The organism is Streptomyces sp. RB17, assembly GCF_009604455.1.
Lineage (GTDB): Bacteria > Actinomycetota > Actinomycetes > Streptomycetales > Streptomycetaceae > Streptomyces.
In genome coordinates this window covers 204,507-226,984 of the sequence record NZ_WEGL01000003.1, presented here as the reverse complement: position 1 = coordinate 226,984, position 22,478 = coordinate 204,507, and the positions used below count along the sequence as shown (strand labels likewise).

General features: G+C 72.7%; 22 protein-coding genes and 1 pseudogene. 15 read left to right on the top strand and 8 right to left on the bottom strand.

From position 1 onward, the window contains the following. Position 1 precedes the first annotated feature (1 nt). The gene (locus SRB17_RS14690) at positions 2-1,192 is read left to right on the top strand and encodes a sensor histidine kinase (RefSeq protein WP_153539675.1); all 1,191 of its coding nucleotides are present in this window, start codon (positions 2-4) and stop codon (positions 1,190-1,192) included. Further along, positions 1,189-1,803, top strand: coding sequence for a response regulator transcription factor (locus SRB17_RS14685; RefSeq protein ID WP_153538723.1), 615 nt, complete (start codon positions 1,189-1,191; stop codon positions 1,801-1,803). The genes SRB17_RS14690 and SRB17_RS14685 overlap by 4 nt, the downstream gene beginning before the upstream one ends. A 4-nt stretch (positions 1,804-1,807) precedes the next feature. On the opposite strand, the gene SRB17_RS14680 is transcribed toward SRB17_RS14685, so the two are convergent. Both SRB17_RS14680 and SRB17_RS14675 read right to left on the bottom strand, forming a co-directional pair. Beyond that, complete coding sequence (locus SRB17_RS14680) at positions 1,808-2,674, bottom strand: transglutaminase-like domain-containing protein (RefSeq protein WP_153538721.1); 867 nt, start codon at positions 2,672-2,674, stop codon at positions 1,808-1,810. Positions 2,675-3,105: 431 nt separating this feature from the next. Then, positions 3,106-4,107 (bottom strand): annotated as a pseudogene (locus SRB17_RS14675) (GNAT family N-acetyltransferase); the annotation flags it as partial. 140 nt (positions 4,108-4,247) lie between these two features. Between SRB17_RS14675 and fdxA the strand changes: the two are divergent. Together fdxA and SRB17_RS14665 are read left to right on the top strand one after the other, a co-directional pair. Beyond that, the gene (gene fdxA / locus SRB17_RS14670) at positions 4,248-4,568 is read left to right on the top strand and encodes a ferredoxin (protein ID WP_018561461.1); all 321 of its coding nucleotides are present in this window, start codon (positions 4,248-4,250) and stop codon (positions 4,566-4,568) included. A 126-nt stretch (positions 4,569-4,694) separates the two neighbouring features. Continuing rightward, a complete protein-coding gene (locus SRB17_RS14665; protein WP_323375536.1) occupies positions 4,695-5,792 on the top strand; it encodes a bifunctional succinyldiaminopimelate transaminase/glutamate-prephenate aminotransferase in 1,098 nt (365 codons plus the stop codon). A gap of 64 nt (positions 5,793-5,856) precedes the next feature. Here SRB17_RS14665 and SRB17_RS14660 read toward each other — a convergent pair whose 3' ends face one another. Together SRB17_RS14660 and SRB17_RS14655 are read right to left on the bottom strand one after the other, a co-directional pair. Then, complete coding sequence (locus SRB17_RS14660; protein WP_153538718.1) at positions 5,857-6,270, bottom strand: ATP-binding protein; 414 nt, start codon at positions 6,268-6,270, stop codon at positions 5,857-5,859. Positions 6,271-6,556: 286 nt separating this feature from the next. Next, on the bottom strand, positions 6,557-7,558 hold the full coding sequence (locus SRB17_RS14655; protein WP_323375535.1) for a heavy metal transporter: 1,002 nt from the start codon (positions 7,556-7,558) through the stop codon (positions 6,557-6,559). A 95-nt stretch (positions 7,559-7,653) separates the two neighbouring features. Here SRB17_RS14655 and dapE point away from each other — a divergent pair, with 95 nt between their 5' ends. Both dapE and SRB17_RS14645 read left to right on the top strand, forming a co-directional pair. Beyond that, positions 7,654-8,733: a succinyl-diaminopimelate desuccinylase gene (dapE, locus tag SRB17_RS14650; protein WP_153538715.1), complete on the top strand. Its 1,080-nt coding sequence runs from the start codon at positions 7,654-7,656 to the stop codon at positions 8,731-8,733. A gap of 133 nt (positions 8,734-8,866) precedes the next feature. Beyond that, positions 8,867-9,625, top strand: a complete 759-nt coding sequence (locus SRB17_RS14645; protein ID WP_153538713.1) for a TIGR00730 family Rossman fold protein — start codon at positions 8,867-8,869, stop codon at positions 9,623-9,625. 261 nt (positions 9,626-9,886) lie between these two features. On the opposite strand, the gene folP is transcribed toward SRB17_RS14645, so the two are convergent. Then, the gene (gene folP, locus SRB17_RS14640) at positions 9,887-10,747 is read right to left on the bottom strand and encodes a dihydropteroate synthase (RefSeq protein ID WP_153538711.1); all 861 of its coding nucleotides are present in this window, start codon (positions 10,745-10,747) and stop codon (positions 9,887-9,889) included. A gap of 136 nt (positions 10,748-10,883) precedes the next feature. On the opposite strand from folP, the gene SRB17_RS14635 reads away from it, so the two are divergent. The 3 genes from SRB17_RS14635 to SRB17_RS14625 are packed head-to-tail and all read left to right on the top strand — an operon-like array spanning position 10,884 to position 12,474. Continuing rightward, positions 10,884-11,240, top strand: a complete 357-nt coding sequence (locus SRB17_RS14635; protein ID WP_153538709.1) for a DivIVA domain-containing protein — start codon at positions 10,884-10,886, stop codon at positions 11,238-11,240. Continuing rightward, the gene (locus SRB17_RS14630; protein ID WP_153538707.1) at positions 11,237-11,827 is read left to right on the top strand and encodes a DNA-3-methyladenine glycosylase I; all 591 of its coding nucleotides are present in this window, start codon (positions 11,237-11,239) and stop codon (positions 11,825-11,827) included. The genes SRB17_RS14635 and SRB17_RS14630 overlap by 4 nt, the downstream gene beginning before the upstream one ends. 5 nt (positions 11,828-11,832) lie before the next feature. Continuing rightward, positions 11,833-12,474, top strand: coding sequence for a GNAT family N-acetyltransferase (locus tag SRB17_RS14625; RefSeq protein ID WP_153538705.1), 642 nt, complete (start codon positions 11,833-11,835; stop codon positions 12,472-12,474). A gap of 24 nt (positions 12,475-12,498) precedes the next feature. Here SRB17_RS14625 and SRB17_RS14620 read toward each other — a convergent pair whose 3' ends face one another. After that, positions 12,499-13,302 (bottom strand): enoyl-CoA hydratase/isomerase family protein, encoded by an 804-nt coding sequence (locus SRB17_RS14620; protein ID WP_153538703.1) that lies wholly within the window; start codon positions 13,300-13,302, stop codon positions 12,499-12,501. Between the two features lie 371 nt (positions 13,303-13,673). Here SRB17_RS14620 and SRB17_RS14615 point away from each other — a divergent pair, with 371 nt between their 5' ends. Then, positions 13,674-13,841, top strand: coding sequence for a DUF3117 domain-containing protein (locus SRB17_RS14615; protein WP_018544333.1), 168 nt, complete (start codon positions 13,674-13,676; stop codon positions 13,839-13,841). An 87-nt stretch (positions 13,842-13,928) separates the two neighbouring features. Here the strand turns inward: SRB17_RS14615 and SRB17_RS14610 are convergent, their stop codons facing one another. After that, entirely contained in the window at positions 13,929-14,627 is a 699-nt protein-coding gene (locus SRB17_RS14610) for an O-methyltransferase (protein WP_323375808.1), read from the bottom strand. A gap of 245 nt (positions 14,628-14,872) precedes the next feature. On the opposite strand from SRB17_RS14610, the gene sigE reads away from it, so the two are divergent. The 5 genes from sigE (at position 14,873) to SRB17_RS14585 (ending at position 21,233) form a co-directional block, all read left to right on the top strand. After that, complete coding sequence (gene sigE, locus SRB17_RS14605; protein WP_323375531.1) at positions 14,873-15,583, top strand: RNA polymerase sigma factor SigE; 711 nt, start codon at positions 14,873-14,875, stop codon at positions 15,581-15,583. Beyond that, entirely contained in the window at positions 15,580-16,629 is a 1,050-nt protein-coding gene (locus tag SRB17_RS14600; RefSeq protein WP_323375530.1) for a zf-HC2 domain-containing protein, read from the top strand. The genes sigE and SRB17_RS14600 overlap by 4 nt, the downstream gene beginning before the upstream one ends. 1,334 nt (positions 16,630-17,963) lie before the next feature. Continuing rightward, positions 17,964-19,775: a S1C family serine protease gene (locus tag SRB17_RS14595; RefSeq protein ID WP_153538699.1), complete on the top strand. Its 1,812-nt coding sequence runs from the start codon at positions 17,964-17,966 to the stop codon at positions 19,773-19,775. 84 nt (positions 19,776-19,859) lie between these two features. Continuing rightward, complete coding sequence (locus tag SRB17_RS14590) at positions 19,860-20,327, top strand: sec-independent translocase (protein ID WP_323375529.1); 468 nt, start codon at positions 19,860-19,862, stop codon at positions 20,325-20,327. A 240-nt stretch (positions 20,328-20,567) separates the two neighbouring features. Further along, positions 20,568-21,233, top strand: coding sequence for a hypothetical protein (locus SRB17_RS14585; RefSeq protein ID WP_194294012.1), 666 nt, complete (start codon positions 20,568-20,570; stop codon positions 21,231-21,233). A 75-nt stretch (positions 21,234-21,308) separates the two neighbouring features. Here the strand turns inward: SRB17_RS14585 and SRB17_RS14580 are convergent, their stop codons facing one another. Beyond that, positions 21,309-22,442: an Mrp/NBP35 family ATP-binding protein gene (locus tag SRB17_RS14580; RefSeq protein WP_153538693.1), complete on the bottom strand. Its 1,134-nt coding sequence runs from the start codon at positions 22,440-22,442 to the stop codon at positions 21,309-21,311. Positions 22,443-22,478 lie beyond the last annotated feature (36 nt).

Below are 22,478 nucleotides of genomic sequence, written 5' to 3'. Positions count from 1 at the left end.
GATGACGGAAGACCCGCAGGTCTGCGAGCGGCGGCCGGAGCACCAGGTGCAGATCGGCCAGGGGCCGCGCAACCGGCGCGAGCTGATGGTCAAGACGCTGTGGATCGGGGTCTGGCTGATCTTTCTCAGCTCACCGCTCCACGATCTGACCAGCGGCCGGCACACCACGGGCGGCACGGTGGCCGGCGCGCTCGGCCTGACCGCCTTCGTCGTCACCTACCTGTCGCTGGTCTTCCGGAACATGGGGCGGCCCTTCTCGCCGAGGACCGTCGTCTCGATGCTGGCGGTCCTCGCCGTCCTCGCCCCTGTCCTGGCCTACACGCTCGGCCCCGCCTGGCTCGGCCTGTTCGTGTACCTCTCGGTCGCCTGCGGGGCCACCCTGCCGGTCCGGGCCGCGTACTGGGCGATCCCGTCGACGGCCGTGGTGATGTACCTGGTCGGACGGCACTGGGGCGAGAAGCCGGACGACACCCTGCTCCTCGTCGTCCTCATCGGCTTCGCGATGGTCGGCGTCGGCCAACTCGTCCGTACGACCGTCGAGTTGCGCAAGGCCCGGGCCACCGTCGCCCAGCTCGCCGCCAACGAGGAGCGGCTGCGGCTCGCCCGTGACCTGCACGACCTGCTCGGCCACTCGCTCTCCCTGATCACGCTGAAGAGCGAGCTGGCCGGGCGGATGCTGCCCGGCCAGCCCGAGAAGGCGGCCCAGCAGGTCGCCGACATCGAACAGGTCAGCCGGCAGGCCCTGGTCGACGTACGGGAGGCCGTCACCGGCTACCGCCGCCCCCGGCTCGCCGACGAGCTCGCCGGCGCCCAGGTCGCCCTGACCGCCGCCGGCGTCGGCGCCGAGGTGCCCGCCGAGCCCCACCTCGACGGTGTCCCCGAGGAGTGCGAGTCCGCGCTCGCCTGGGCGCTGCGCGAGGCGGTCACCAACGTGGTCCGGCACAGCGGCGCCGACAGGTGCCTCGTCCAGCTCACCCACCGCCAGACGCTGGACGGCGCGATGCTCGAACTCTCCGTCGAGGACAACGGATCCGGCCGCGACGGCAGCGGTCCTGGCAACGGTCTGACCGGTCTCACCGAGCGGCTGGAGAAGGCCGGCGGCACCCTGGAGGCGGGCCGGATCAAGCACGGATTCCGGCTGGTCGCCCGCGTCCCCGCGGCCCCTTCGGGGCACGTAGGATCCGGGGCATGACGAGCACGATCAAGGTCCTGCTGGCCGAGGACCAGTCGATGGTCCGCGAGGCCCTGGCCGCGCTGCTCGGCCTGGAGGAGGACATCGAGGTCGTCGCCCAGGTCGCGCGCGGTGACCAGGTGCTGGCGGCCGTCGGCGCGTACGGCGTGGACGTGGCGCTGCTCGACATCGAGATGCCCGGCTGCACCGGCATCGAGGCGGCCGCCCAGGTCCACCGGGAGTTCCCGCAGGTCAAGCTGGTCGTTCTCACGACCTTCGGCCGCCCCGGCTATCTGCGCAGCGCCATGGAGGCCGGCGCCGACGCCTTCCTCGTCAAGGACGCCCCGGCCGCCCAGCTCGCCGAGGCGATCCGCAAGGTGCTGTCCGGCGAGCGGGTCATCGACCCCACGCTCGCCGCCGCCGCGCTCGCCGAGGGCGCGAACCCGCTCACCGAACGCGAACGCGAGGTGCTCCGCGCCGCCGCGGACGGCTCCACCAACGCCGAACTGGCCAAGGCCCTCCACCTCTCCCAGGGCACGGTCCGCAACTACCTCTCCACGGCCATCCAGAAGCTGGCGGTACGGAACAGGGCGGAGGCGGTACGGACAGCGCGGGAGAAGGGATGGCTCTGAGGGGTCAGTTGAGCATCGCGCGAGCGGTACCCGCCTGCTGCCGTACCTTCAGCGCGGCCGACTCGTCCACCACCTCGATCAGGTCGGCATAGTGTTCCAGCTCTTCCGCGCCTGACGAGAACTCGCCCCGCTGCACGAGAAGTTGCCCGCGCTCGTACCGCAGCCGAGCCGGATGCGAGGGCACCAGCAGCGCCAGCTCCACGGCCCACAGCGCCACGTCCGACCGCTCCGGCCGGGCGGCAGCCCACGCGCGGATGTTGTTCAGGATCCGCTGGACGACCTCCAGCGGCGTCGCGGGCTCCAGCATCGAGGCGTCCAGCGGCGCTCCCGTGGCCCCCACCACGAGCATCTCCGCGTCCGCCCCGGTCAGCACCCGCCCGCCGTCGAACGGATCGGCCAGCACCTGCTCCTCCGCCGCGCCGAACCCGACCACGAAGTGCCCCGGCAGCGCGACCCCGTACACCGGAGCCCCCGCCCGTCGCGCGGCCTCCAGCCACACCACCGACAGCAGGATCGGCAGCCCGCGCCGCCGTCGCAGCACCTCGTGCAGCAGGGAGGACTCCAGCCGGTCGTAGTCGCCGGGTGTCCCGTGGAAGCCGTAGCGCGCCCCGAGCAGCCGCCGTACGGCCTCCGCCCACGCCTGCGGCCCGCCCGGCCGGTACGGCAGCTCGCCCGCGAGCCGGTCCAGCTCCAGCTGGGCGGCGTCGATCCCGGCCTCGTCCAGCGTGCCGTCCCCCTCGGCGCCGATCAGCAGGCACAGCGCCGACAGATCCGGCCGCTCGGACCGTGCCTCCTCGGCGAACCTGCGACGCAGCTCGGCCGACCGCTCCGGCGGGGGCGGATACGGCGGCGGCAGATACGGGTGACGCATGCCAGGCTCATGCCCTCCCACGGCGGGTTCTACGACCCCACCGGCCCGGAATCCTCGGACTTCCGGCCTCGCTCCTCGACGGCTCCCGTCTCATGGCGGCCGACGGGTGTGGCGGCGCGGGTCCGGTGGCTCGGGTGGCCTGGTGTGTCCGCGGAGGTGTCCCGGTCGCCGGCCGCGTTGGTTGCGGGGGTGCGGGCTCCGGCGCGGCCGGCCGCCGGGGCGTGGTGGTCGGCGGGTGCGGCGGTGTGGGTCTGGTGGCCCGGTGTGTCCGCGGTGGTGTCCGGATCGCCGACCGCGTCCGTTGCCGTGGTGGTGTTCGGGTCGTCGGCCGTGTCCGTCGCCCGGTCGAGGCCTTCGGCCGAGTCGGTGGCTGCGTCCATTCGCCGGTTCCGGTTCGCGGATGTGTCCGTCTCGCCGTTCCGATCGTCGGACCCTGCCGTGTCCGGTGCCCGGTAATGGTGATACGCGTGGTGCGGTGTGAAGCCCATGGCGGCGTACAGCGCGCGGGCGCCCGCGTTGTCCGTCTCGACCTGGAGCCACGCTGCCGAGGCGCCCTCGTCCAGGGCCCGTCGGGCCAGCGCGGCCATCACCTCGGTGGCGAGGCCCTGCCGACGGCGGCCGGGGTCCACCTCGACCGCCGCGAACCCGGCCCACCGCCCGTCCACGACACACCGCCCGATCGCCGCCGGGGGCTCGTCGCCGGCACCGGGCACGGTCGCGAACCACACCGACGGACCCCCGCCGAGCACCCGCAGGGCCACCTCGCTCACCCCCTTGCGCTGGTACCGGGCGAGCCACGCCTCGTCCGCCTCCCGGGACAGCAGCACACCGGTGCCCTCGGCCCGGTCCGCGACCGGCGCCAGGGCACCGGTCCACACCTCGGACGTCACCTCCAGCACCCAACCGCGCCGCTCCAGCTCCGCGCACAGCAACTCCTGCGTGCCCTCGGCTCCGGTGGCCGTCTGGACGTAGGCGGGCAGGCCACGCTCGCCGTACCAGCTTCGTACGGCGGCGAGGGCCGCGTCGAGGGGGAGGCCGGAGTCGCCGAGCGGCAGCACGCTGTTGGCCCGCCGGGTGAACCCGCCGGACGCCCGCAGCACCCACTCGCCGAGCCGCTCGGTCTCCAGCGGCTGCCAGCCGCGCGAGCAGACCCGCGCGAGTTCCTCGTACGAGGCGGCGGGCCCGCGGCGGCGCGCCGGCGCGGCCGGTATGACCTTGCCCGCGACCAGCGCGGACTCGGCGATCCGGACACTCCGCCCGTCCCGCCGTGTGATCATGAGCACGCCACCGTCCCATGATGTGAGAACACCCACCGTGTCGGTGAACTTCTCCGACGCCGCGCCGGGTTCGCTCAACCGCCGTACCGACACCCGTTTTCCCACGTCAGCAGGGGTGATACGGACTTCAAGGCGTCCTGCAGCCGAGATTTCCACTGGTCAGTTCACCCCTCCTGTTCGGATCATGCTCCGGAACGGAGATACTAGGGGCGGGCATCGACGACGCCGCGCTCCCGCGCGCCAGGCGGCGGAGCCTGAGGAGGCCCGCCAGCGCCCTATCGAGGAGGAACGACAGCGTGACCTACGTCATCGCGCAGCCTTGTGTCGACGTCAAGGACAAGGCGTGCATCGAGGAGTGCCCGGTCGACTGCATCTACGAGGGCCAGCGGTCCTTGTACATCCACCCGGACGAATGCGTCGACTGTGGTGCCTGTGAGCCGGTCTGCCCGGTCGAGGCGATCTTCTACGAGGACGACACTCCGGAGGAGTGGAAGGACTACTACAAGGCGAACGTCGAGTTCTTCGACGAGCTCGGCTCTCCCGGCGGTGCCAGCAAGCTGGGGCTGATCGAGCGCGACCACCCCTTCATCGCCGCGCTGCCGCCGCAGGGCGAGTGACCGTCTGAGCGCCAGGCGGCCGCCCGCAAGCCGCGCCGCCTCGGTCCCGTACGGCCTGATCGTCCCGATCGGCGCCGTACGGGACCGCGGCGTTTGCCGCACCGTACGAAAGTGAGCCTGATTCCCGTGTCCGCAGTCTCCGAGCGGCTTCCCACCTTTCCCTGGGACAAGCTGGAGCCGTACAAGAAGACGGCCGCCGCGCACCCCGACGGGATCGTCGACCTCTCTGTGGGCACCCCGGTCGACCCGGTGCCCGAACTGATCCAGAAGGCCCTGATCGACGCGGCCGACTCCCCGGGCTATCCGACCGTCTGGGGCACCCCGGCGCTGCGCGACGCGATCACGGGCTGGCTGGAGCGCCGTCTCGGCGCCCGCGAGGTCACCCACCGCCATGTCCTGCCGGTCGTCGGCTCCAAGGAACTGGTCGCCTGGCTGCCGACCCAGCTGGGTCTCGGCCCCGGCGACACGGTGGCCTACCCGCGCCTCGCCTACCCCACCTACGAGGTCGGTGCCCGCCTCGCCCGCGCCGACTACGAGGCCTACGACGACCCGCGCGACCTGGACCCATCGAACCTCAGGCTCCTCTGGCTGAACTCCCCGTCCAACCCGACGGGCAAGGTGCTGTCGAAGCAGGAGCTCACGGACATCGTCGCCTGGGCCCGTGCCCACGACGTCCTGCTGTTCTCCGACGAGTGCTATCTGGAGCTGGGCTGGGAGGCCGACCCGGTCTCCGTCCTGCACCCCGACGTCAACGGCGGCTCCTACGACGGCATCGTGGCCGTCCACTCGCTCTCCAAGCGTTCCAACCTGGCGGGCTACCGCGCGGCCTTCATCGCCGGCGACCCGGCCGTCCTGGGCCCGCTGCTGGAGATCCGCAAGCACGGCGGCATGATGACCTCCGCACCGACCCAGGCGGCGGTCGTGGCGGCCCTCGGTGACGACACCCACGTCCACGAGCAGCGCGAGCGCTACGCCGCCCGCCGCGAGGCCCTCCGGGCGGCGCTGCTGGGCCACGGCTTCCGCATCGAACACAGCGAGGCCAGCCTCTACCTCTGGGCCACGAGGGACGAGTCCTGCTGGCAGACCGTCGCCCACCTGGCCGACCTGGGCATCCTCGTCGCCTCGGGCGACTTCTACGGCAAGGCGGGCGAGAAGTTCGTACGGGTGGCCCTGACGGCGACGGACGAACGCGTCCAGGCCGCGGTGAAGCGCCTGACGGCGTAGGCACAAGGGCGACGGGGCCCAGGGAACTCCCTGGACCCCGTCACCGGTCATCAACGCCGGGCGCTCAGCCGAGCGGCAGCCCCTGCACCGGCAGGTTCGGCACGCCGCCCTTCGTCGCGTTGGACGCGGCGCCCCCGAGGACTTCCCCGGCCGCCCCGGCCGCGCTGCCCGCGGCCTGCTGCGCCACCGGCGCCGTCTTCTTCACGGCACCACCGGTGGTCTTGCCCGCGGCCGGCACCGTCTGCTCGACCGCCTTGCCGCCCGTGTGGGCCGCGAGAGAGGTGGCGGTCTGCGCGGCACCGTCGACGGTGTTGCCGACGTGCGCCCCGTCCAGGGCGGTCAGACCACCCACGTTCGGGGTCGCCGCCGGCAGGTTCGTGGCCGCACCGGCGGAGCCGGCCGCACCGACCCCGGCTGCCGCTCCCGCTGCGACGAGCAGCGCGGCACGGGCGATCCGGCGGGTCAGAGGGAGGGACATGATGCTCCATTCGACGGGAGAGAACGGTGTGTGTCCGGGGCCGTGTCGTGGCTCGGACGCCGTGAATACCGCTCGAAGCCCGCGAAGGTTGCGGACGCCCCAGGTAAAGAATGGATAACGCATCGCATTATCAGGTGTGGATAAAAACGGGCAAAGAACATCTGCCCAAAAAACGCGCAGAATCCTTACAGCCCTTGCTTTCCAAGGAATCCCGGAAGCGGCACGCGGCCGGTCGGGATCGCCGCCCGAACCGGCGCCGTACAACCCCTCGGAGTGATCTCCCGTACTACTGTCCGGTCACGATCCGGACGACCCCCAGGGACGCCCCCGCACCGCCGGCCCCGGCCCTGCCGCCCGAAGTGGCCGTGCTCCACTGGCCGCCGCCGCTGCCCGCGGTCCACTGCCGCCCCTCGTACGACACCCGCGCGATGTGCAGCGCCGAGGAGTTGGCCACGGCCCACTGCGCCAGCTGCCAGCCCCGCTGCCGCTCCCCGCGCCCGATCGCGTCCACCTTCGTGCCCTGCGGCACCGGCACCGTCACGGTCCGACCCTGCGCGGTCGCGGTCACGCTCGGCGCGGGAGAGGGCGACGGCACGGGCGTGCCGCCCACCTCCGCACCGGTCTCCTGCAGCGCGTCCCGCCCGAAGTCCCGTACCAGCGCGGTCCGTACCGCGTCCGGTCCCGTCGCCGAGGCCGTGGTCTCCGGGCGCCCGTCACAGGTCAGCGCGGCCGCCGCGCGCCCCGTCAGCGCCGCCGCCAGCAGCTTCGCGTCCGGCTCGTGCTTGGCGTACGCCTCCGGGTAGCCGCTGCGCTGGACCTCCTGGGCCGCCTTGGTCAGCGGCAGATCGGAGTAGTCCGGGACCTTGGCCAGGTGTGCGTAGAAGATGCCCGCCGCGTACGCCGGGTCCATGATCTGCCGCGCGGTGCCCCAGCCCTGCGAGGGCCGCTGCTGGAACAGGCCCAGCGAGTCCCGGTCGCCGTGCTCGATGTTGCGCAGCCCCGACTCCTGCAGGGAAGTCGCCAGCGCGATCGTCACGGCCCGCTCGGGCATCCCGCGCCCGGTGCCGACGGCGGCGATCGTCGCCGCGTTCACCGCCTGCTCGGGCGTGAACTCGTACGACGTCGCGTCACCGTCCGCCGAGACCACTTTGCAGCCGCGCGCTCCGCCGCCTCCGGTGGCGTACTGCACCACGAGGTACGCGGCGACGCCGCACAGGACCAACAGGGCCGCGCCGAAACGGAAGAGGCGGCCGCGACGTTTGGGACGGGTGGGGGACGGCTCTGGCACGCGTACAAGGTACTGGAGGCCCGACGGACCCTCACGTGGGGTTACCGGACAGCGCTTACCCCGGCCCCGTCGAGCGGCGCGCTAGGGTCGACGCCATGGCCGACACCTCGCTTGACCTCACGCTCGACGCCGCCGCGCTCACCGCGCAGCTCGTGGACTTCCCCTCCGAGAGCGGCACCGAGAAGCCGCTCGCGGACGCGATCGAGACCGCGCTGCGCGCCCTGCCGCACCTGACCGTCGACCGTTACGGCAACAACGTGATCGCCCGCACGAACCTGGGCCGCGCCGAGCGCGTGATCCTGGCCGGCCACATCGACACGGTCCCGATCGCGGACAACGTGCCCTCACGCCTGGACGAGGACGGCGTGCTGTGGGGCTGCGGCACCTGCGACATGAAGTCGGGCGTCGCCGTACAGCTGCGCATCGCGGCCACGGTCCCCGCGCCCAACCGCGACCTGACGTTCGTCTTCTACGACAACGAGGAGGTCGCCGCCGAGCTCAACGGCCTCAAGCACGTGGCCATGGCCCACCCGGAGTGGCTTGAGGGCGACTTCGCGGTCCTGCTGGAGCCCTCCGACGGCGAGGTCGAGGGCGGCTGCCAGGGCACGCTCCGGGTGCTGCTGAGGACGAAGGGCGAGCGGGCCCACTCGGCGCGCGGCTGGATGGGCTCCAACGCCATCCACGCGGCGGCGCCCATTCTGGCCCGCCTGGCGTCCTACGAGCCCCGCTGGCCGCTGATCGACGGCCTGGAGTACCGCGAGGGCCTGAACGCGGTGGGCATCGGCGGCGGGGTCGCCGGCAACGTCATCCCCGACGAATGCGTCGTGACGGTCAACTTCCGCTACGCCCCCGACCGCACCGAGGAGGAGGCGATCGCGCACGTCCGCGAGGTGTTCGCGGACTGCGGCGTGGAGGAGTTCGTGGTCGACGACCACAGCGGCGGCGCGCTGCCCGGCCTCTCCCACCCGGCCGCCGCGGCCTTCATCGAGGCGGTGGGCGGAACCCCGCGCCCCAAGTACGGCTGGACGGACGTCTCCCGGTTCTCCGCGCTCGGCATCCCGGCCGTCAACTACGGCCCGGGCAACCCGCACTTGGCCCACAAGCGGGACGAGCGGGTGGAGCCGGCGAAGATCCTTGCGGGCGAGGAACGCCTGCGGAACTGGCTCACCGCGTAGGACGCCGTACGGCGCGCACGGCGGCGTGAGGCGCCCGTACGGCGCACGCGTGCCGGACATGCGCATGTCCCCCCTCCGTAACCGGCGTGGATCTACGCTGAGGTGGAACCACCCCCGAGCGGAGGGAGCGCACATGCCTACCGGCAACCCCGAGGGGAAGAAGATCCCGCCGGACGAACAGCGTCTGGGACCGGTCCTCCGCCGGCGCGGACAGGTGACGCCGAGCACGACGGACCAGCGCCTGCTGGACGCCGGTGGCCCCTCGGACTGGGTCCACACCGACCCCTGGCGCGTGCTGCGCATCCAGTCGGAGTTCATCGAGGGCTTCGGCACGCTGGCCGAACTCCCGCCCGCCATCAGTGTGTTCGGCTCGGCGCGTACGTCGGTGGACTCGCCGGAGTACGACGCCGGGGTGCGGCTCGGCCGGGGCCTGGTGGAGGCGGGCTGGGCCGTGATCACGGGCGGCGGGCCGGGCGCGATGGAGGCGGCGAACAGGGGCGCGTGCGAGGCGGGGGGCGTCTCGGTCGGCCTGGGCATCGAGCTGCCGTTCGAGCAGGGGCTGAACCCTTATGTCGACATCGGGCTGAACTTCCGCTACTTCTTCGTCCGCAAGATGATGTTCGTGAAGTACGCGCAGGGTTTCGTGGTGCTGCCCGGCGGTCTCGGCACCCTCGACGAGCTCTTCGAGGCGCTGACCCTCGTCCAGACCCAGAAGGTCACCCGCTTCCCGATCGTCCTCTTCGGCAGCGAGTACTGGGGCGGTCTGGTGTCCTGGCTGAAGAACACCCTGGTGGCCCAGGGCAAGGCCGCCGAGAAGGACCTCCTCCTCTTCCACGTCACGGACGAGGTGGAGGAGGCGGTGGCCCTGGTGTCAAAGGAGGCGGGCCGCTAGCGCGGGGCTTTGGCCGACGCCCGGGGGCAACCGGCGCTGCAGCCGTACCCCCGGGGGCTCCGCCCTGGGGACCCCTGGACCCCCGGCACTTGCCCACCCGCCACCCGTCTCGGTCGGCCCCCTTGTCGCTGCGCACCACCACACCCCGTGCCGTCGCGTACCTCTACCCACCCACCCCAGCCCGTCGCCTGAGCCTCTCGGCGGACCGAGACGGGTGTGGTGGGCAGAACGGGGGTCCAGGGGGCGGAGCCGCCTGATCGGTCAGGCCAGACCCCGGCGAGCCACCGCAGGGACACGGTGCCCGGCGATGGACGCGACCATCTCCAGTACCTGCCGCGTCTCGGCCACCTCGTGCACCCGGTACACCTGCGCCCCCAGCCACGCGGACACCGCGGTCGTCGCCAACGTACCGATCAACCGCTCCTTCACCGGCCGGTCCAGCGTCTCCCCGACGAAGTCCTTGTTGGACAGCGACACCAGCACCGGCCACCCCGTGGCGACCATCTCGTCCAGCCGCCGCGTCGCCTCCAGGCTGTGCCGCGTGTTCTTCCCGAAGTCGTGCCCGGGATCGATCAGCACCGACTCACGCGGCACTCCGAGCGACACCGCACGCTCGGCCAGACCCAGGGTGACGTCGAGGATGTCGGCCATGACGTCGTCGTACGTCACCCGATGCGGTCGCGTACGCGGCTGGACGCCCCCCGCGTGCGTGCACACCAGCCCCACCCCGAACCGCGCCGCGACCTCCGCGAGCCCAGGGTCGACGCCGCCCCAGGCGTCGTTCAGCAGATCCGCCCCCGCCTCGCACACCGCCTCGCCGACCTCGGCCCGCCAGGTGTCCACGCTGATGACCAGGTCCGGGAAACGCCGCCGTACCTCCGTCACGAAGCCGACCGTCCGGCGCGCCTCCTCCTCGGCGGTGACCTCCTCGCCCGGCCCCGCCTTCACCCCACCGATGTCGATGATCGCGGCGCCCTCGGCCACCGCCTGCTCCACGCGCGCGAGGGCCGGCTCGTCACGGAACGTCGCCCCCTGGTCGTAGAAGGAGTCCGGAGTCCGGTTCACGATCGCCATGATCACCGGCTCATGGGGCCCGAATTCCCGCCTGCCCAGCCTGAGCATCCGCTGTGACCTCTCCTCGTACGTCCCGCTGTACAACCGCCTGTGACCCTAACTGTCAGACTCGCATGGCACGATCGGACCCAGACAGATTCGGCGTCCGGCACAACGGCCGGCACGGAGCGTGGGGACCCCTGCCATGGTGATGTTCTTGTTCCTGGTCGTCGCGCTGACCGTCGTGGTCGCCGCGGTGACACTCGCCGTGGTGGGCGGCGGCGGGAGCGGCCCGCTGCCCGAGGTGGCACCCGAGCGGCTGCAGGACCCGCTGCCCCCGGACCGCCCGGTGCACCGCGCCGACGTGGACGGCCTGCGCTTCCCGGTCGCCCCGCGCGGCTACCGCATGGCGGACGTCGACGACGCCCTCGGCCGGATCGGCGCCGAACTCGCCGAACGGGACGCCCGCATCGCCGACCTGGAGTCGGCGCTGGCGGGCGCCAGAGCCGCGGCGGCACACGTCCGCATGGAGAAGCCCGATCACCCGGAGGACCAGCGATGACCGACGGCGCCGCCCTCGCCGGGCCCGACGGCGCCCTGCGCTGCCCCTGGGCGCTGTCCACCGAGGACTATGTGTCGTACCACGACGAGGAGTGGGGCCGCCCGGTGCACGGCGACGACGCCCTCTTCGAGCGGATCAGCCTCGAGGCATTCCAGTCGGGTCTGTCCTGGATCACGATCCTGCGCCGCCGCGAGGGTTTCCGCGCGGCTTTCGCGGGCTTCCGCATCGAGAAGGTCGCCGCGTTCACCGACGAGGACCGCGAGCGCCTGCTGGCGGATGCGGGGATCATCCGCAACCGTGCCAAGATCGACGCCACGCTCGCCAACGCGCGCGTGCTCGCCGACTGGGCGGAGGGCGAGTTGGACGAGCTGGTCTGGTCCCACGCCCCCGACCCGGCCGGCCGCCCGGCCCCGAAGACCGTCGCCGACGTGCCGGCCGTGACCCCGGAGTCCACGGCACTGTCCAAGGCGCTGAAGAAACGGGGCCTCAGATTCGTCGGCCCGACGACGGCGTACGCGTTGATGCAGGCCTGCGGCCTGGTCGACGACCACCTGGAGGCCTGCGTGGCGAGAGGAGCGGGCGCCTGACCGCCATGTCCCAGACCCTGGCCGACATCCTGGACGAGGCGGCGCGGGGACGCTTCCCGGCGCCGGACGGGGGTACGACCGTGGTGCCGCAGCCGAGCCACCGGGACGCCGGAGTGATCGCGTTCACCGCGCACTCCGTGGTGTTCACCGACGAGGATCCGCGGTGGGTGCGCAGCACGCTCGCGTCCCTCGACTGCGACGCGCTGGCGGCGGCGATGAACCCGCGCTTCCTGGCCGCGTTCCTGGACCGCACGGGCCGGTCGACCGACACCATAGACCTGCTCACCGTGGCGGGCTCCCTGCCCGGCGACCCCCCGCTGGAACTGCGCGAACTCGCCGACCCGGACCATCCGCGCGTGCACGGCGCACGCAAGCGCCGGGACGGCGTCCGCGTCTGGGCGACGGACGGCGGAGTGGTCGTCCTCGGGCGGGGCGTGGCGGGCCGCTGGGAGACGGCGGTCGAGGTGGACGAGGACGTACGGCACCGGGGGCTGGGCCGGGCCCTGGCCACGGCCGCCCGGCACCTCGTGCCTCCCGGGCAGTGGGTCTGGTCGCAACAGGCCGCCGGCAACGCCCGCAGCGTGCGCGCCTTCCAGGCGGCCGGCTACCGCCCGGTCGGCGCGGAGGCCCTGCTCATCGCCCGCTAGGCCCCGCGCCGCCCTGGCTCTGCTTCACCGGCCCAGGTACTTCGGCTTCTCCTTGTTCACGAACGCCTGCACGGCGATCGCGTGGTCCTCGGACCGGCCGGCCCGGGTCTGCAGCTCGTCCTCCTTCTGAAGGGTCTCGGCGAGGGAGTGCGACAGACCGTAGGCCACTGCCTCCTTGATGGCCGCGTACGCCACCGTCGGGCCCTCGGCCAGCGCCCGCGCCGTCTTCTCGGCCTCGGCGCGCAGCTCGGCCGCGGGGACGACCCGGTTGGCGATGCCCAGCTCCAGCGCGTCCTGGGCGCTGATGCTGCGCGGGAAGAGCAGCAGGTCCGTGGCGCGGCTCGGGCCGATCACCCGGGGCAGGGTCCAGGAGATCCCGGAGTCGGCGGTCAGCGCGACGCCCGCGAAGGAGGTGTTGAAGGCCGCCGTGTCGGCGACCACCCGGTAGTCCGCGGCGAGCGCGAAGCCGAAGCCGGCCCCGGCCGCCACCCCGTTCACCGCGGCGACCACCGGCTTGGGCGCCCCGGTAAGGGCCCGCACGATCGGGTTGTAGTGCTCCTTGACCGTGCTCATCGTCTGCCCGGCCCCCGTCTCACGGTCCGCCGCGAGCAGCCCGATGTGCTCCTTGAGGTCCTGGCCGACGCAGAACGCCCGGTCCCCGGCCGCGGTCAGCAGGATCGCCCGTACGGCCGTGTCCCCGGCCGCGGATTCCGCCGCCTCCCGGAGGGCGACCTTGGTGGCGATGTTCAGCGCGTTCATCGCCTCGGGGCGGTTCAGCGTGATCGTCGCGAGCCCGTCGCTCACCTCGTAGAGCACGGTGTCGGCCATGGCGCATCCCCTCCGGTTCGCAGGTGACGTACCGCTCAGTACGTCCTTGTCCGAAGGACAGCATGGCGGAGATCGCCGCCGAAGGACCGGACCCGACGTGTGACCTGCGTCAAGGAAAACCGGAGCGGTGCAGGCCGGTGGAGGTCCGTGCGGCGGTGCAGTATCGCAGCCACATCGCCGAATTGGGTGGTTTTGCTCGCGCGCGTTGCCCAAGCGATGCCGACCGATGTTGGTCATCGGGTCCTGCGATGCGGGATAATGGCTGGGAAGCAATGTGTTCGATGCCGGTGTCGCGTGTCCGTTCCGGAACCGCGGATGCCCTCCGAGGGCTCTCGGCAGACGATGAGCTGGTTTCAGGAAGGGGAACGAGCATGGCGGCCATGAAGCCGCGGACGGGCGATGGCCCGCTCGAGGTGACCAAGGAGGGGCGGGGCATCGTCATGCGCGTTCCGCTCGAAGGCGGCGGTCGACTCGTCGTCGAGCTGACCCCTGACGAGGCCGAGGCGCTCGGCGACGCCCTCAAGAAGGTCGTCGTCTGAAGTCCCAGCGATCTTGTCCTTCGGGCTGCCCCGGCATCGTAGGCGGTGCCGGGGCAGTCGCGTTTCCGGACCCCCGGGGCGGGCCGTTCACCTCTTGACGGCGCACAGCAGGCCGTCGCCCACCGGCAGAAGCGACGGGACCAGTTCCTGGCTCTCGCGCACCGCGCGCAGCAGTTCCCGCAGCCGCAGCACCTCCGTGGGCTGCGGTCCGGAGTCGACCGTACGGCCGTTGGCGAAGATCCCCTCGAAGACCACCACGCCGCCCGGCCGCAGCAGGCGCAACGATTCAGCGAGGTAGTCCAGGTACTCCAGCCGGTCGCCGTCGCAGAAGACGAGGTCGTAGCCGGCGTCCGCGAGCCGGGGCAGCACGTCGAGCGCGCGGCCGGGGATGAAGCGGGCCCGGTTGCTGGCGAAACCGCAGGCGCGCAACGCCTGCCGGGCGAACTGCTGGTGCTCCGGCTCCGGGTCGACCGTGGTGAGCACCCCGTCCGGGCGCATGCCGTGCAGCAGATGGATTCCGGACACCCCGCAGCCCGTGCCGATCTCCGCGACGGCCTTCGCGTCCACGGAGGCGGCGAGCAGTCGCAGTGCGGCGCCGGTGCCGGGCGACACCGAGCGCAGCCCTGCCTCGCGGGCCCGGTCACGGGCCCACCGCAGCGCTTCGTCCTCGGCGACAAAGGCGTCGGCGAACGCCCAGCTCGTCTGCCGGTTGCCGGTAATGACCCTCTCCTGTCCCCGTGGTTGCCTGGGCGTGACTGTATCCGTTGGTGCCGGGAACCCGCTGATGGGACCGGGCGTTTAAAGGGTTGAGAAGGTGACTTGGGACGCGACGGGGCAAGACGGGGGTGCACGAGGTGGATCAGGACGCCGAGCAACCGCTGACGCAGCCGTATGAGCCGTATCAGCCCAGATCAAATTCTCGTAAAACCGCTTATGGGGAGCTAACGGGCGAGGTGGCTATGGTAGGGGCTCCACTGGACACCACCAGAGCTGACAGGGGAGGTGCGGCCGCGTCCGGAGACCGGGGTGGAGTGCTGCGGCGCTTCCTCGGGTCTGCGAGCAGGCCGAAATCCGTGACAGACACCGCTGCTGACCACCACGCCGGTTTCGCCGCAGGCGAGGCCCAGACCGCGACCTTCTCCACCGACGCGGACGGGCAGGCGTGGACTCCGCCCACGTGGGAGGAGATCGTCAGCACGCACAGCGGCAGGGTCTACCGGCTTGCCTACCGCCTGACGGGCAATCAGCACGACGCCGAGGATCTCACCCAGGAGGTCTTCGTCCGCGTCTTCCGCTCCCTGTCAACGTACTCGCCGGGCACCTTCGAGGGCTGGCTGCACCGCATCACCACCAACCTGTTCCTGGACATGGTCCGACGCAAGCAGCGCATCCGCTTCGACGCCCTCGGCGAGGACGCGGCCGAGCGCCTGGCCAGCCGCGAGCCCAACCCGCAGCAGCTCTTCAACGACGCGCACTTCGACGCCGACGTCCAGCAGGCCCTGGACACCCTCGCGCCCGAGTTCCGCGCCGCCGTCGTCCTGTGCGACATCGAGGGACTGTCGTACGAGGAGATCGCCGCGACCCTCGGCGTGAAGCTCGGCACCGTCCGCTCCCGTATCCACCGTGGCCGCTCCCAGCTCCGCAAGGCGCTCGCGCACCGGTCCCCGGAGGCCCGCGCGGCCGAGCGGCGCTCCTTCATGGCCCGTGTCCCCGCTCTGGGGGGAGGGGGCGCGACCGCGTGAACGGATCCCGGCCCAACCCTGCGGAGGCACACCTCGCAGAGCAGCACCTTGGGGACCGGCTCTCCGCCCTGGTGGACGGAGAGCTCGGTCATGAGTCGCGTGAGCGGGTCCTCGCGCACCTGGCCACCTGCGCCCGGTGCAAGGCGGAGGCGGACGCCCAGCGCCGGCTGAAGAACGTGTTCGCGGAGGCGGCCCCGCCGCCTCCCTCGGCGAGCCTCCTGGCCCGCCTCCAGGGCCTGCCCGCAGGAGGTGACCCGGACGGCGACGGCATGTCGCCGCCGGGGGGACTCTTCGGCCGCGGCCCGGGTGACGACGAGAGCACCGGGGCGGAAGTCCCCGGCGTCTTCGGCGCCTTCGGAGTGAGGCGCGGCGAGCGCTTCGCGTTCGGATACGTCCCCGTGCGCCCGCACGGGGACGCGCATCCGGGCAGTCCTGTCCCGGCCGCCGAGGAGCGCGGCTTCCGTATCCATCCCGTCGGCCGCCCGGACGACGGCCGCTCCGCCTCGCGCGGTCTGCGGTTCGCGTTCGCCGCCGCCGGGGCGGTGTCGCTCGCCGCGGTCGCCCTCGGCGGCGTGACCACCGCCGTCCCCGGTGACACCAACGCGGACCCCCGCGGCGGCTTCGGCACCGGCAGCAATGTGATTCCGGCGCGTCCGACGGGCTCCGGCGGGGGCGCGGGGGCGGCCACGCCCGACAGCCAGCGCCGCCGCTCGGTGGGACCGCTGCTCGCCCAGGGCGGCACACTCGGACCGACGCCGGCCGTCCCGACCTCGATGACCGCGCCGCTGGTACCCGGACTGCCGGCCTCCAGCACCGGCAGCATCCAGGGCCAGAACGCCGTGCGCGGCCTTGCCGCGCCGGTGATGGCCGGTGCGGCCGCGGTCTCCCCACTGATACGTCCGCTCGACGACACCGTGGTCTACCCGCTCGCCGCCTGGTCCAGAGTCCCCGGAATGACCGGTTCCGGCCTGCTGTCCGCCCCCGTCCCCGACACCACCCCCACTCCTCCCACACCGTCCCCCACCACCCCCCGCCAGACCCCCTGACCGGCCACTGCGCCACGGCCCGCGAACCTGGTTGAATCCTGTGAGGGCCGTTCCCGCGGCGATGACCCGGGGGCGTAGCCGACGTTCCGCGCCCGCACGCTTCGGCGGCGGCCGCGTCCAGCCGTGGGGAGAGCATGAACGAGGGGAACCGTGTCCCACCGGAGGTCGACCCGGAGGGACCGGCGGGGACGCCACCGACCGCCCGAACCGATGCCGGGCAGCGGGAGAAGGCCGGGCAGGTCGAGAGCGGCGGGCATCGGGAGCTCGCTGAGCAGGTCGAGCGTGGTGGGCTCCGGGAGAGCGCCGGGCAGGTGGAGCATGGCGGGCTCCAGGGGAGCGGCGGGCAGCAGGAGACACCGGGCGGCATCGGGGCGGCGGACGCTGCGCTGACGGACTCCGCCTCGGTGGGTGCTGAGCCGGCGGGGCTTGAGCCGACCGACTTCGAGTTGGCACGTCCGGACGCTGCGGCGGAGTCCGTGCGTATCTCCGAGGGGGAGCAGGCCGGGACGGACGCCGCCGAGGCCGCGGCCGAAGGTGACTTCCAGCTGGCCAGGCCGGTGCCGGGGGTGCCGGGTGGTGCCGGGGCGGACACGGCCACGCCGGGCAGCGTGTCGCCCGAGGCCGGGGACAGGGCCTGGGCAGCTCCCACCGAGCGGCCCAAGCCGTTGCACGACCCCGACCCCTACGGCACCCCGCCGTACGGCGAGCCGGGCCCCTGGGCGCCCGCACCGCCCGTACAGCACCCCGCGGTCACCGCGGCCCAGGGAACGCCCATGCCCGCCCCTACGGCTCCACTGGCGACACCAATGAGCACCACACCCGGTACTGCACCGGAGACTCCCGAGCCCGTACCAGCAACGCCGGCACCGGCAGCCGACGCACCCGCGCCCGCGCCCACCTCCGTACCGGGGCCGCACACCCCGGTACACGGCCTACCCGCGCCCGCACCAGGGCCGCACACTTCCGCGGCCGGCGTACCCATATCCGGCACCGGCACCACTCCCATACCGTCCCCCGGGACGCTCGCCGCCGGTGTTCAGGCCTCTGGCGCTTACGCTCCCGCCCTTACAGTCTCCGGAGCGCCAGCTCCCGGTGTTCGGGCCCCCGATGCTTCGGCCCCTGGCATTCCGATCTCCGGGGCCCCCACCCCCGGCGTTCCGGCCCCCCGCGCTTCAGCCCCCGACGCCCCGGCCCCCGGCGCTCCAAGCCTCGGCATCCCTGCCCCCGGTGCCCCGTCCGTCGGCATCCCCGCCCTCGACGTCCCGGCCCCCAGCGTCCCCGCCCCCGCCGTCCGAGCCCCCGAGGCGCCTGCCCCCGGTGCCCCCTCCGTCGGTATGCCCGCCTTTGACGTCCCGGCCCCCGGTATCCCGGCCCCCGAGGCGCCCGCCCTCGGTGCCGCCTCCGTCGGCGTGCCGACCCCCGGCATCCCTGCCCTCGACGTCCCGGCCCCCAGCGTCCCCGCCCCCACCGTTCGGGCCCCCGAGGCGCCCGCCCCCGGTGCCCCCTCCGTCGGTATGCCCGCCTTTGACGTCCCCGCCCCCGGTATCCCGGCCCCCGGTATCCCGGCCCCCGGCATCCCGGCCCCCGAGGCGCCCACCCCCGGCATCCCGGCCCCCGAGGCGCCTGCCCCCGGTGCCGCCTCCGTCGGTATGCCCGCCTTTGACGCCCCCGCCCCCGGCATCCCGGCCCCCGAGGCGGCCACCCCCGGCATCCCGGCCCCCGAGGCGCCCGCCCTCGGTGCCGCCTCCGTCGGCGTGCCGACCCCCGGCATCCCTGCCCTCGGCGTCCCGGCCCCCAGCGTCCCCGCCCCAGGCATCCCCGCCCCCGAGGCGCCCGCCCCCGGTGCTCCCTCCGCAGGCATCCCCGTCCCCAGCGCCCCCACCCCCACGGGCCCCCCGGTACCGCCGTCCCCCTCCGGTCCGGAGCCAAGTCGGCGGTATGACCCCTGGGCCGCTGGGTCGGCCAAGGAGCAGGTGTTCGGGCAGGGGGTGTTGCAGCAGACCGGTGTCCGGGTGTTGACGCGGGAGCAGCGCAAGCGGCGGGCGAGGCGGGCGTTGGTCGTGTGGAGTCTCGTCGTCGCCCTCATGTCCGCGGGGATCGGCGGGGTGGCCGGTGCCTGGGTGGAGCGGCAGGGGCTGGGGGACGACGTTCACCTGCCGCAGGCCGGGCACGTGCCCGTCGGGCGGGCCCCGGACAGCGTGGCCGCGATAGCCGCCCGCGCGCTGCCCAGCGTCGTCACCCTGCACGTCACGGGGACCGAGCAGAGCGACACCGGCACCGGCTTCGTCCTCGACACCCGCGGGCACATCCTCACCAACAACCACGTCGTCGCGCCCGCCGGGTCAGGCGGCGAGATATCCGTGACGTTCAGCAGTGGCGACACCGTCAAGGCCAAGGTGGTCGGCCGCGACAGCGGCTACGACCTCGCCGTCGTCCAGGTCCACGGCGTGCACGGACTCACCCCGCTGCCCCTCGGCAACTCCGACGACGTGCGGGTCGGTGATCCCGTCGTCGCCATCGGCGCCCCCTTCGACCTCGCCAACACCGTCACCTCCGGTATCATCAGCGCCAAGGAGCGGCCCATCACGGCCGGCGGTGAGAAGGGCGACGGGAGCGACGTCTCGTACGTCGATGCGTTGCAGACCGACGCTCCCATCAACCCGGGCAACTCCGGCGGGCCGCTCCTCGACTCGCGGGCGCAGGTGATCGGCATCAACTCCGCCATCCGGTCCGCCGACGGCGGCTCCGGTTCGGACGGCGAACAGGCCGGCTCCATCGGTCTCGGATTCGCCATCCCCGTGAACCAGGCCAGGCGTGTCGCCGAGGAGCTGATCAACGACGGCCACGCCACCCACCCGGTGATCGGCGTCACGCTCGACATGGCGTACACCGGCGACGGCGCCCGTATCGACAGCAAGAGCGCGAACGGCGGTCCCGCCGTGACCCGCGGCGGCCCCGGCGAACGGGCCGGCCTCAGGGCGGGCGACGTCATCACCGAGGTCGACGGACAGCCCGTGCACACGGCCGAGGAGCTGATCGTCAAGATCCGTGCCCACCAGCCCGGTGACCGGCTGCGGCTGACGGTCCGGCGCGACGGCACCGACCGGGAGATCCCGCTCCGACTGGGCGCGGCGGAGCAGAACTGACAGAAGTCTCACCTCGGGACGGTACCGGTCGGACGGGAACCCCGGGTACCGTTGAGCGACCGAGGACATCGCAAGGAGCGTCAGGTGTTCAATGACATAGGACCACTGGAGCTGGTGACGATCGTCGTGCTCGCCGTGCTCGTCTTCGGTCCGGACAAGCTCCCGAAGGTCATCCAGGACGTCATGCGCACGATCCGGAAGATCCGCGAGTTCTCGGAGAGTGCCAAGCAGGACATCCGCAGCGAACTGGGTCCGGAGTTCAAGGACTTCGAGTTCGAGGATCTCAACCCGAAGACGTTCATCCGCAAGCAGCTGGACAACGACGAGCTGGGCCTGAAGGAGATCCGTAACGGGTTCGACCTGAAGAAGGAGATGGCCGACGTCACGGAGGCGGTCAAGAGCTACGACACGGAGGCCTCCGCGCCGTCCTCGTCGTCCGCGTCCTCCTCGTCGTCCTCGTCCACCGCGCCCGCCTCGCGCGTCGACATGACCAAGAAGCCCGAGGAGCCCGGCAAGGACGAGCGGCCGCCCTTCGACGCGGACGCCACCTAGGTCGCACCCCCGCCGCCGACACGCGCACGGGGGCGTACGGCGCGCACGTGACGCGTTTCATAGCACGCACCCGTCGCACACGGCCTGAACAGGTCGTTCGCGCGACCCACGCATCCAGCGCCTGCCCTGAGGGCCTCACCGGTGTGGATATGCTGCCGAGTTGTTGTGCGGACCGGACGCGTACGCCCGAAGGGGGGCGGGCCACCCCGGTCCGACGAGAGCGAGGAGGCGTCCGGGCAGATGGAGACGACGAGTCGGGTGGGCGCACAGGCGCCGGCCGCGGAGGACGGGCAGCAGCTCCCCTTCGCCCGGCGCACGGTCGACGGTTATCTGCAGGCACCCTTCCCCTGGTACGGCCTCGACGAGGCGTTCACCGGGCCGCGCTGGCTGATGCAGGTCGGTACGGCGGCCGACGGTGCCGTCGAGCACGGTTCGATCGGGCACGGCGACGAGCCGTCCGTGCGGGGCGAGGCCGGCGCCGCCGGTGAGCCGCGGGAGAAGTTCGCGGTGGTCGTCACCGTCGCCGCGCAGCCGTCGCGGAGGAGCGCCGACGGTACGGGGCTGCTGGAGGCGACATCGGTGTCCTCGGCGGCCTGGCTGGCCGGGGTGGGGCTGCTGTCGTTCACCTGGCCCGGTCAGATGGACCACAGCCTGCGGGACGACTGGCTGGAGCAGCAGACGGAGACCGCGTGGGCTCTGGCCGACGACCTCGAGGGGCCGGAGTGGAACCGGCTCTCTCTTCCGGTGGACGGGGTCGCGGCCTCGTTCTATTACCGGGAGTCCGAGTTCGGGTGGGTGCTCGCCGGTACGACCGAGGCGGGGGTGCACCTGGGTGCGTACGGGCGGGGGATGAGTGCGTACGGCCTTGGGTTCGCCGTGGTGAAGGACGTCTCCGCGTACGCGTGACATCCGCTCACGCATGAACGAAGGGGCACCGACCGATGTCGGCGCCCCTTCGTCGTCGAGTTCCCGGAAGAGACCTCAGAACTTGTTCTTCGGGGTGATCCCCAGCGACAGGCCCGAAAGCCCGCGCTGCCGGCCGCCCAGCTTGCCGGCGATCGACCTGAGCGCGCTGCCCGCCGCGGAGTCCGGGTCCGTCAGCACCACCGGCTTGCCCTCGTCGCCGCCCTCGCGGAGGCGGACGTCGATCGGGATGTTGCCGAGGACGGGGACCGTCGTACCCGTGGTGCGGGTGAGGCCGTCGGCGACCACCTGGCCGCCGCCCGTGCCGAAGACGTCGACCATCTCGCCGCAGTGCGGGCAGGGCAGGCCGGACATGTTCTCGACCACGCCGACGATCTTCTGGTGGGTCTGGACCGCGATGGAGCCCGCGCGCTCGGCGACCTCGGCGGCGGCCTGCTGCGGGGTCGTGACGACCAGGATCTCGGCGTTCGGGATCAGCTGGGCGACCGAGATGGCGATGTCACCGGTGCCGGGCGGGAGGTCCAGCAGCAGGACGTCCAGGTCGCCCCAGTACACGTCCGCCAGGAACTGCTGCAGCGCCCTGTGCAGCATCGGGCCGCGCCAGACGACCGGGGCGTTGCCCGGGGTGAACATGCCGATGGAGATGACCTTCACGCCGTTCGCCGACGGCGGCATGATCATGTTCTCGACCTGGGTGGGACGGCCGTCCGCGCCCAGCATGCGCGGCACGCTGTGGCCGTAGATGTCGGCGTCGACGACGCCCACCTTGAGGCCGTCGGCGGCCATGGCCGCCGCCAGGTTGACCGTCACCGAGGACTTGCCGACGCCGCCCTTGCCGGAGGCGACCGCGTACACACGGGTCAGGTTGCCGGGCTTGGCGAAGGGGACCTCGCGCTCGGCCTGGCCGCCGCGCAGCGCCGCCGCCAGCTCCTTGCGCTGCTCGTCGCTCATCACGTCGAGCGTGACGTCGACCCGGGTGACGCCCTCGACCCGGGAGACCGCCTCGGTGACGCGCTGGGTGATCGTCTCGCGCATGGGACAGCCGGAGACCGTCAGATACACGGTGACCGCGACCGCGCCGTCATCCCCGATCTCCACCGATTTGACCATCCCCAGTTCGGTGATGGGTCGGTTGATCTCGGGGTCGTTCACTGTCGCCAGTGCCTCGCGCACCGCGTCTTCCGTAGCCATGAGAACGATGGTACGGCGCACCGAGGGGCGTCCGGG

Excerpts from the sequence above, each read along its gene's own strand:
- SRB17_RS14690 (WP_153539675.1), top strand. The coding sequence starts at position 2 with ATGACGGAAGACCCGCAGGTCTGCGAGCGGCGGCCGGAGCACCAGGTG.
- SRB17_RS14685 (WP_153538723.1), top strand. The coding sequence starts at position 1,189 with ATGACGAGCACGATCAAGGTCCTGCTGGCCGAGGACCAGTCGATGGTC.
- SRB17_RS14680 (WP_153538721.1), bottom strand. The coding sequence starts at position 2,674 with ATGCGTCACCCGTATCTGCCGCCGCCGTATCCGCCCCCGCCGGAGCGG.
- SRB17_RS14660 (WP_153538718.1), bottom strand. The coding sequence starts at position 6,270 with ATGTCCCTCCCTCTGACCCGCCGGATCGCCCGTGCCGCGCTGCTCGTC.
- dapE (WP_153538715.1), top strand. The coding sequence starts at position 7,654 with ATGGCCGACACCTCGCTTGACCTCACGCTCGACGCCGCCGCGCTCACC.
- SRB17_RS14645 (WP_153538713.1), top strand. The coding sequence starts at position 8,867 with ATGCCTACCGGCAACCCCGAGGGGAAGAAGATCCCGCCGGACGAACAG.
- folP (WP_153538711.1), bottom strand. The coding sequence starts at position 10,747 with ATGCTCAGGCTGGGCAGGCGGGAATTCGGGCCCCATGAGCCGGTGATC.
- SRB17_RS14635 (WP_153538709.1), top strand. The coding sequence starts at position 10,884 with ATGGTGATGTTCTTGTTCCTGGTCGTCGCGCTGACCGTCGTGGTCGCC.
- SRB17_RS14630 (WP_153538707.1), top strand. The coding sequence starts at position 11,237 with ATGACCGACGGCGCCGCCCTCGCCGGGCCCGACGGCGCCCTGCGCTGC.
- SRB17_RS14625 (WP_153538705.1), top strand. The coding sequence starts at position 11,833 with ATGTCCCAGACCCTGGCCGACATCCTGGACGAGGCGGCGCGGGGACGC.
- SRB17_RS14620 (WP_153538703.1), bottom strand. The coding sequence starts at position 13,302 with ATGGCCGACACCGTGCTCTACGAGGTGAGCGACGGGCTCGCGACGATC.
- SRB17_RS14615 (WP_018544333.1), top strand. The coding sequence starts at position 13,674 with ATGGCGGCCATGAAGCCGCGGACGGGCGATGGCCCGCTCGAGGTGACC.
- SRB17_RS14595 (WP_153538699.1), top strand. The coding sequence starts at position 17,964 with ATGCCCGCCTTTGACGTCCCGGCCCCCGGTATCCCGGCCCCCGAGGCG.
- SRB17_RS14585 (WP_194294012.1), top strand. The coding sequence starts at position 20,568 with ATGGAGACGACGAGTCGGGTGGGCGCACAGGCGCCGGCCGCGGAGGAC.
- SRB17_RS14580 (WP_153538693.1), bottom strand. The coding sequence starts at position 22,442 with ATGGCTACGGAAGACGCGGTGCGCGAGGCACTGGCGACAGTGAACGAC.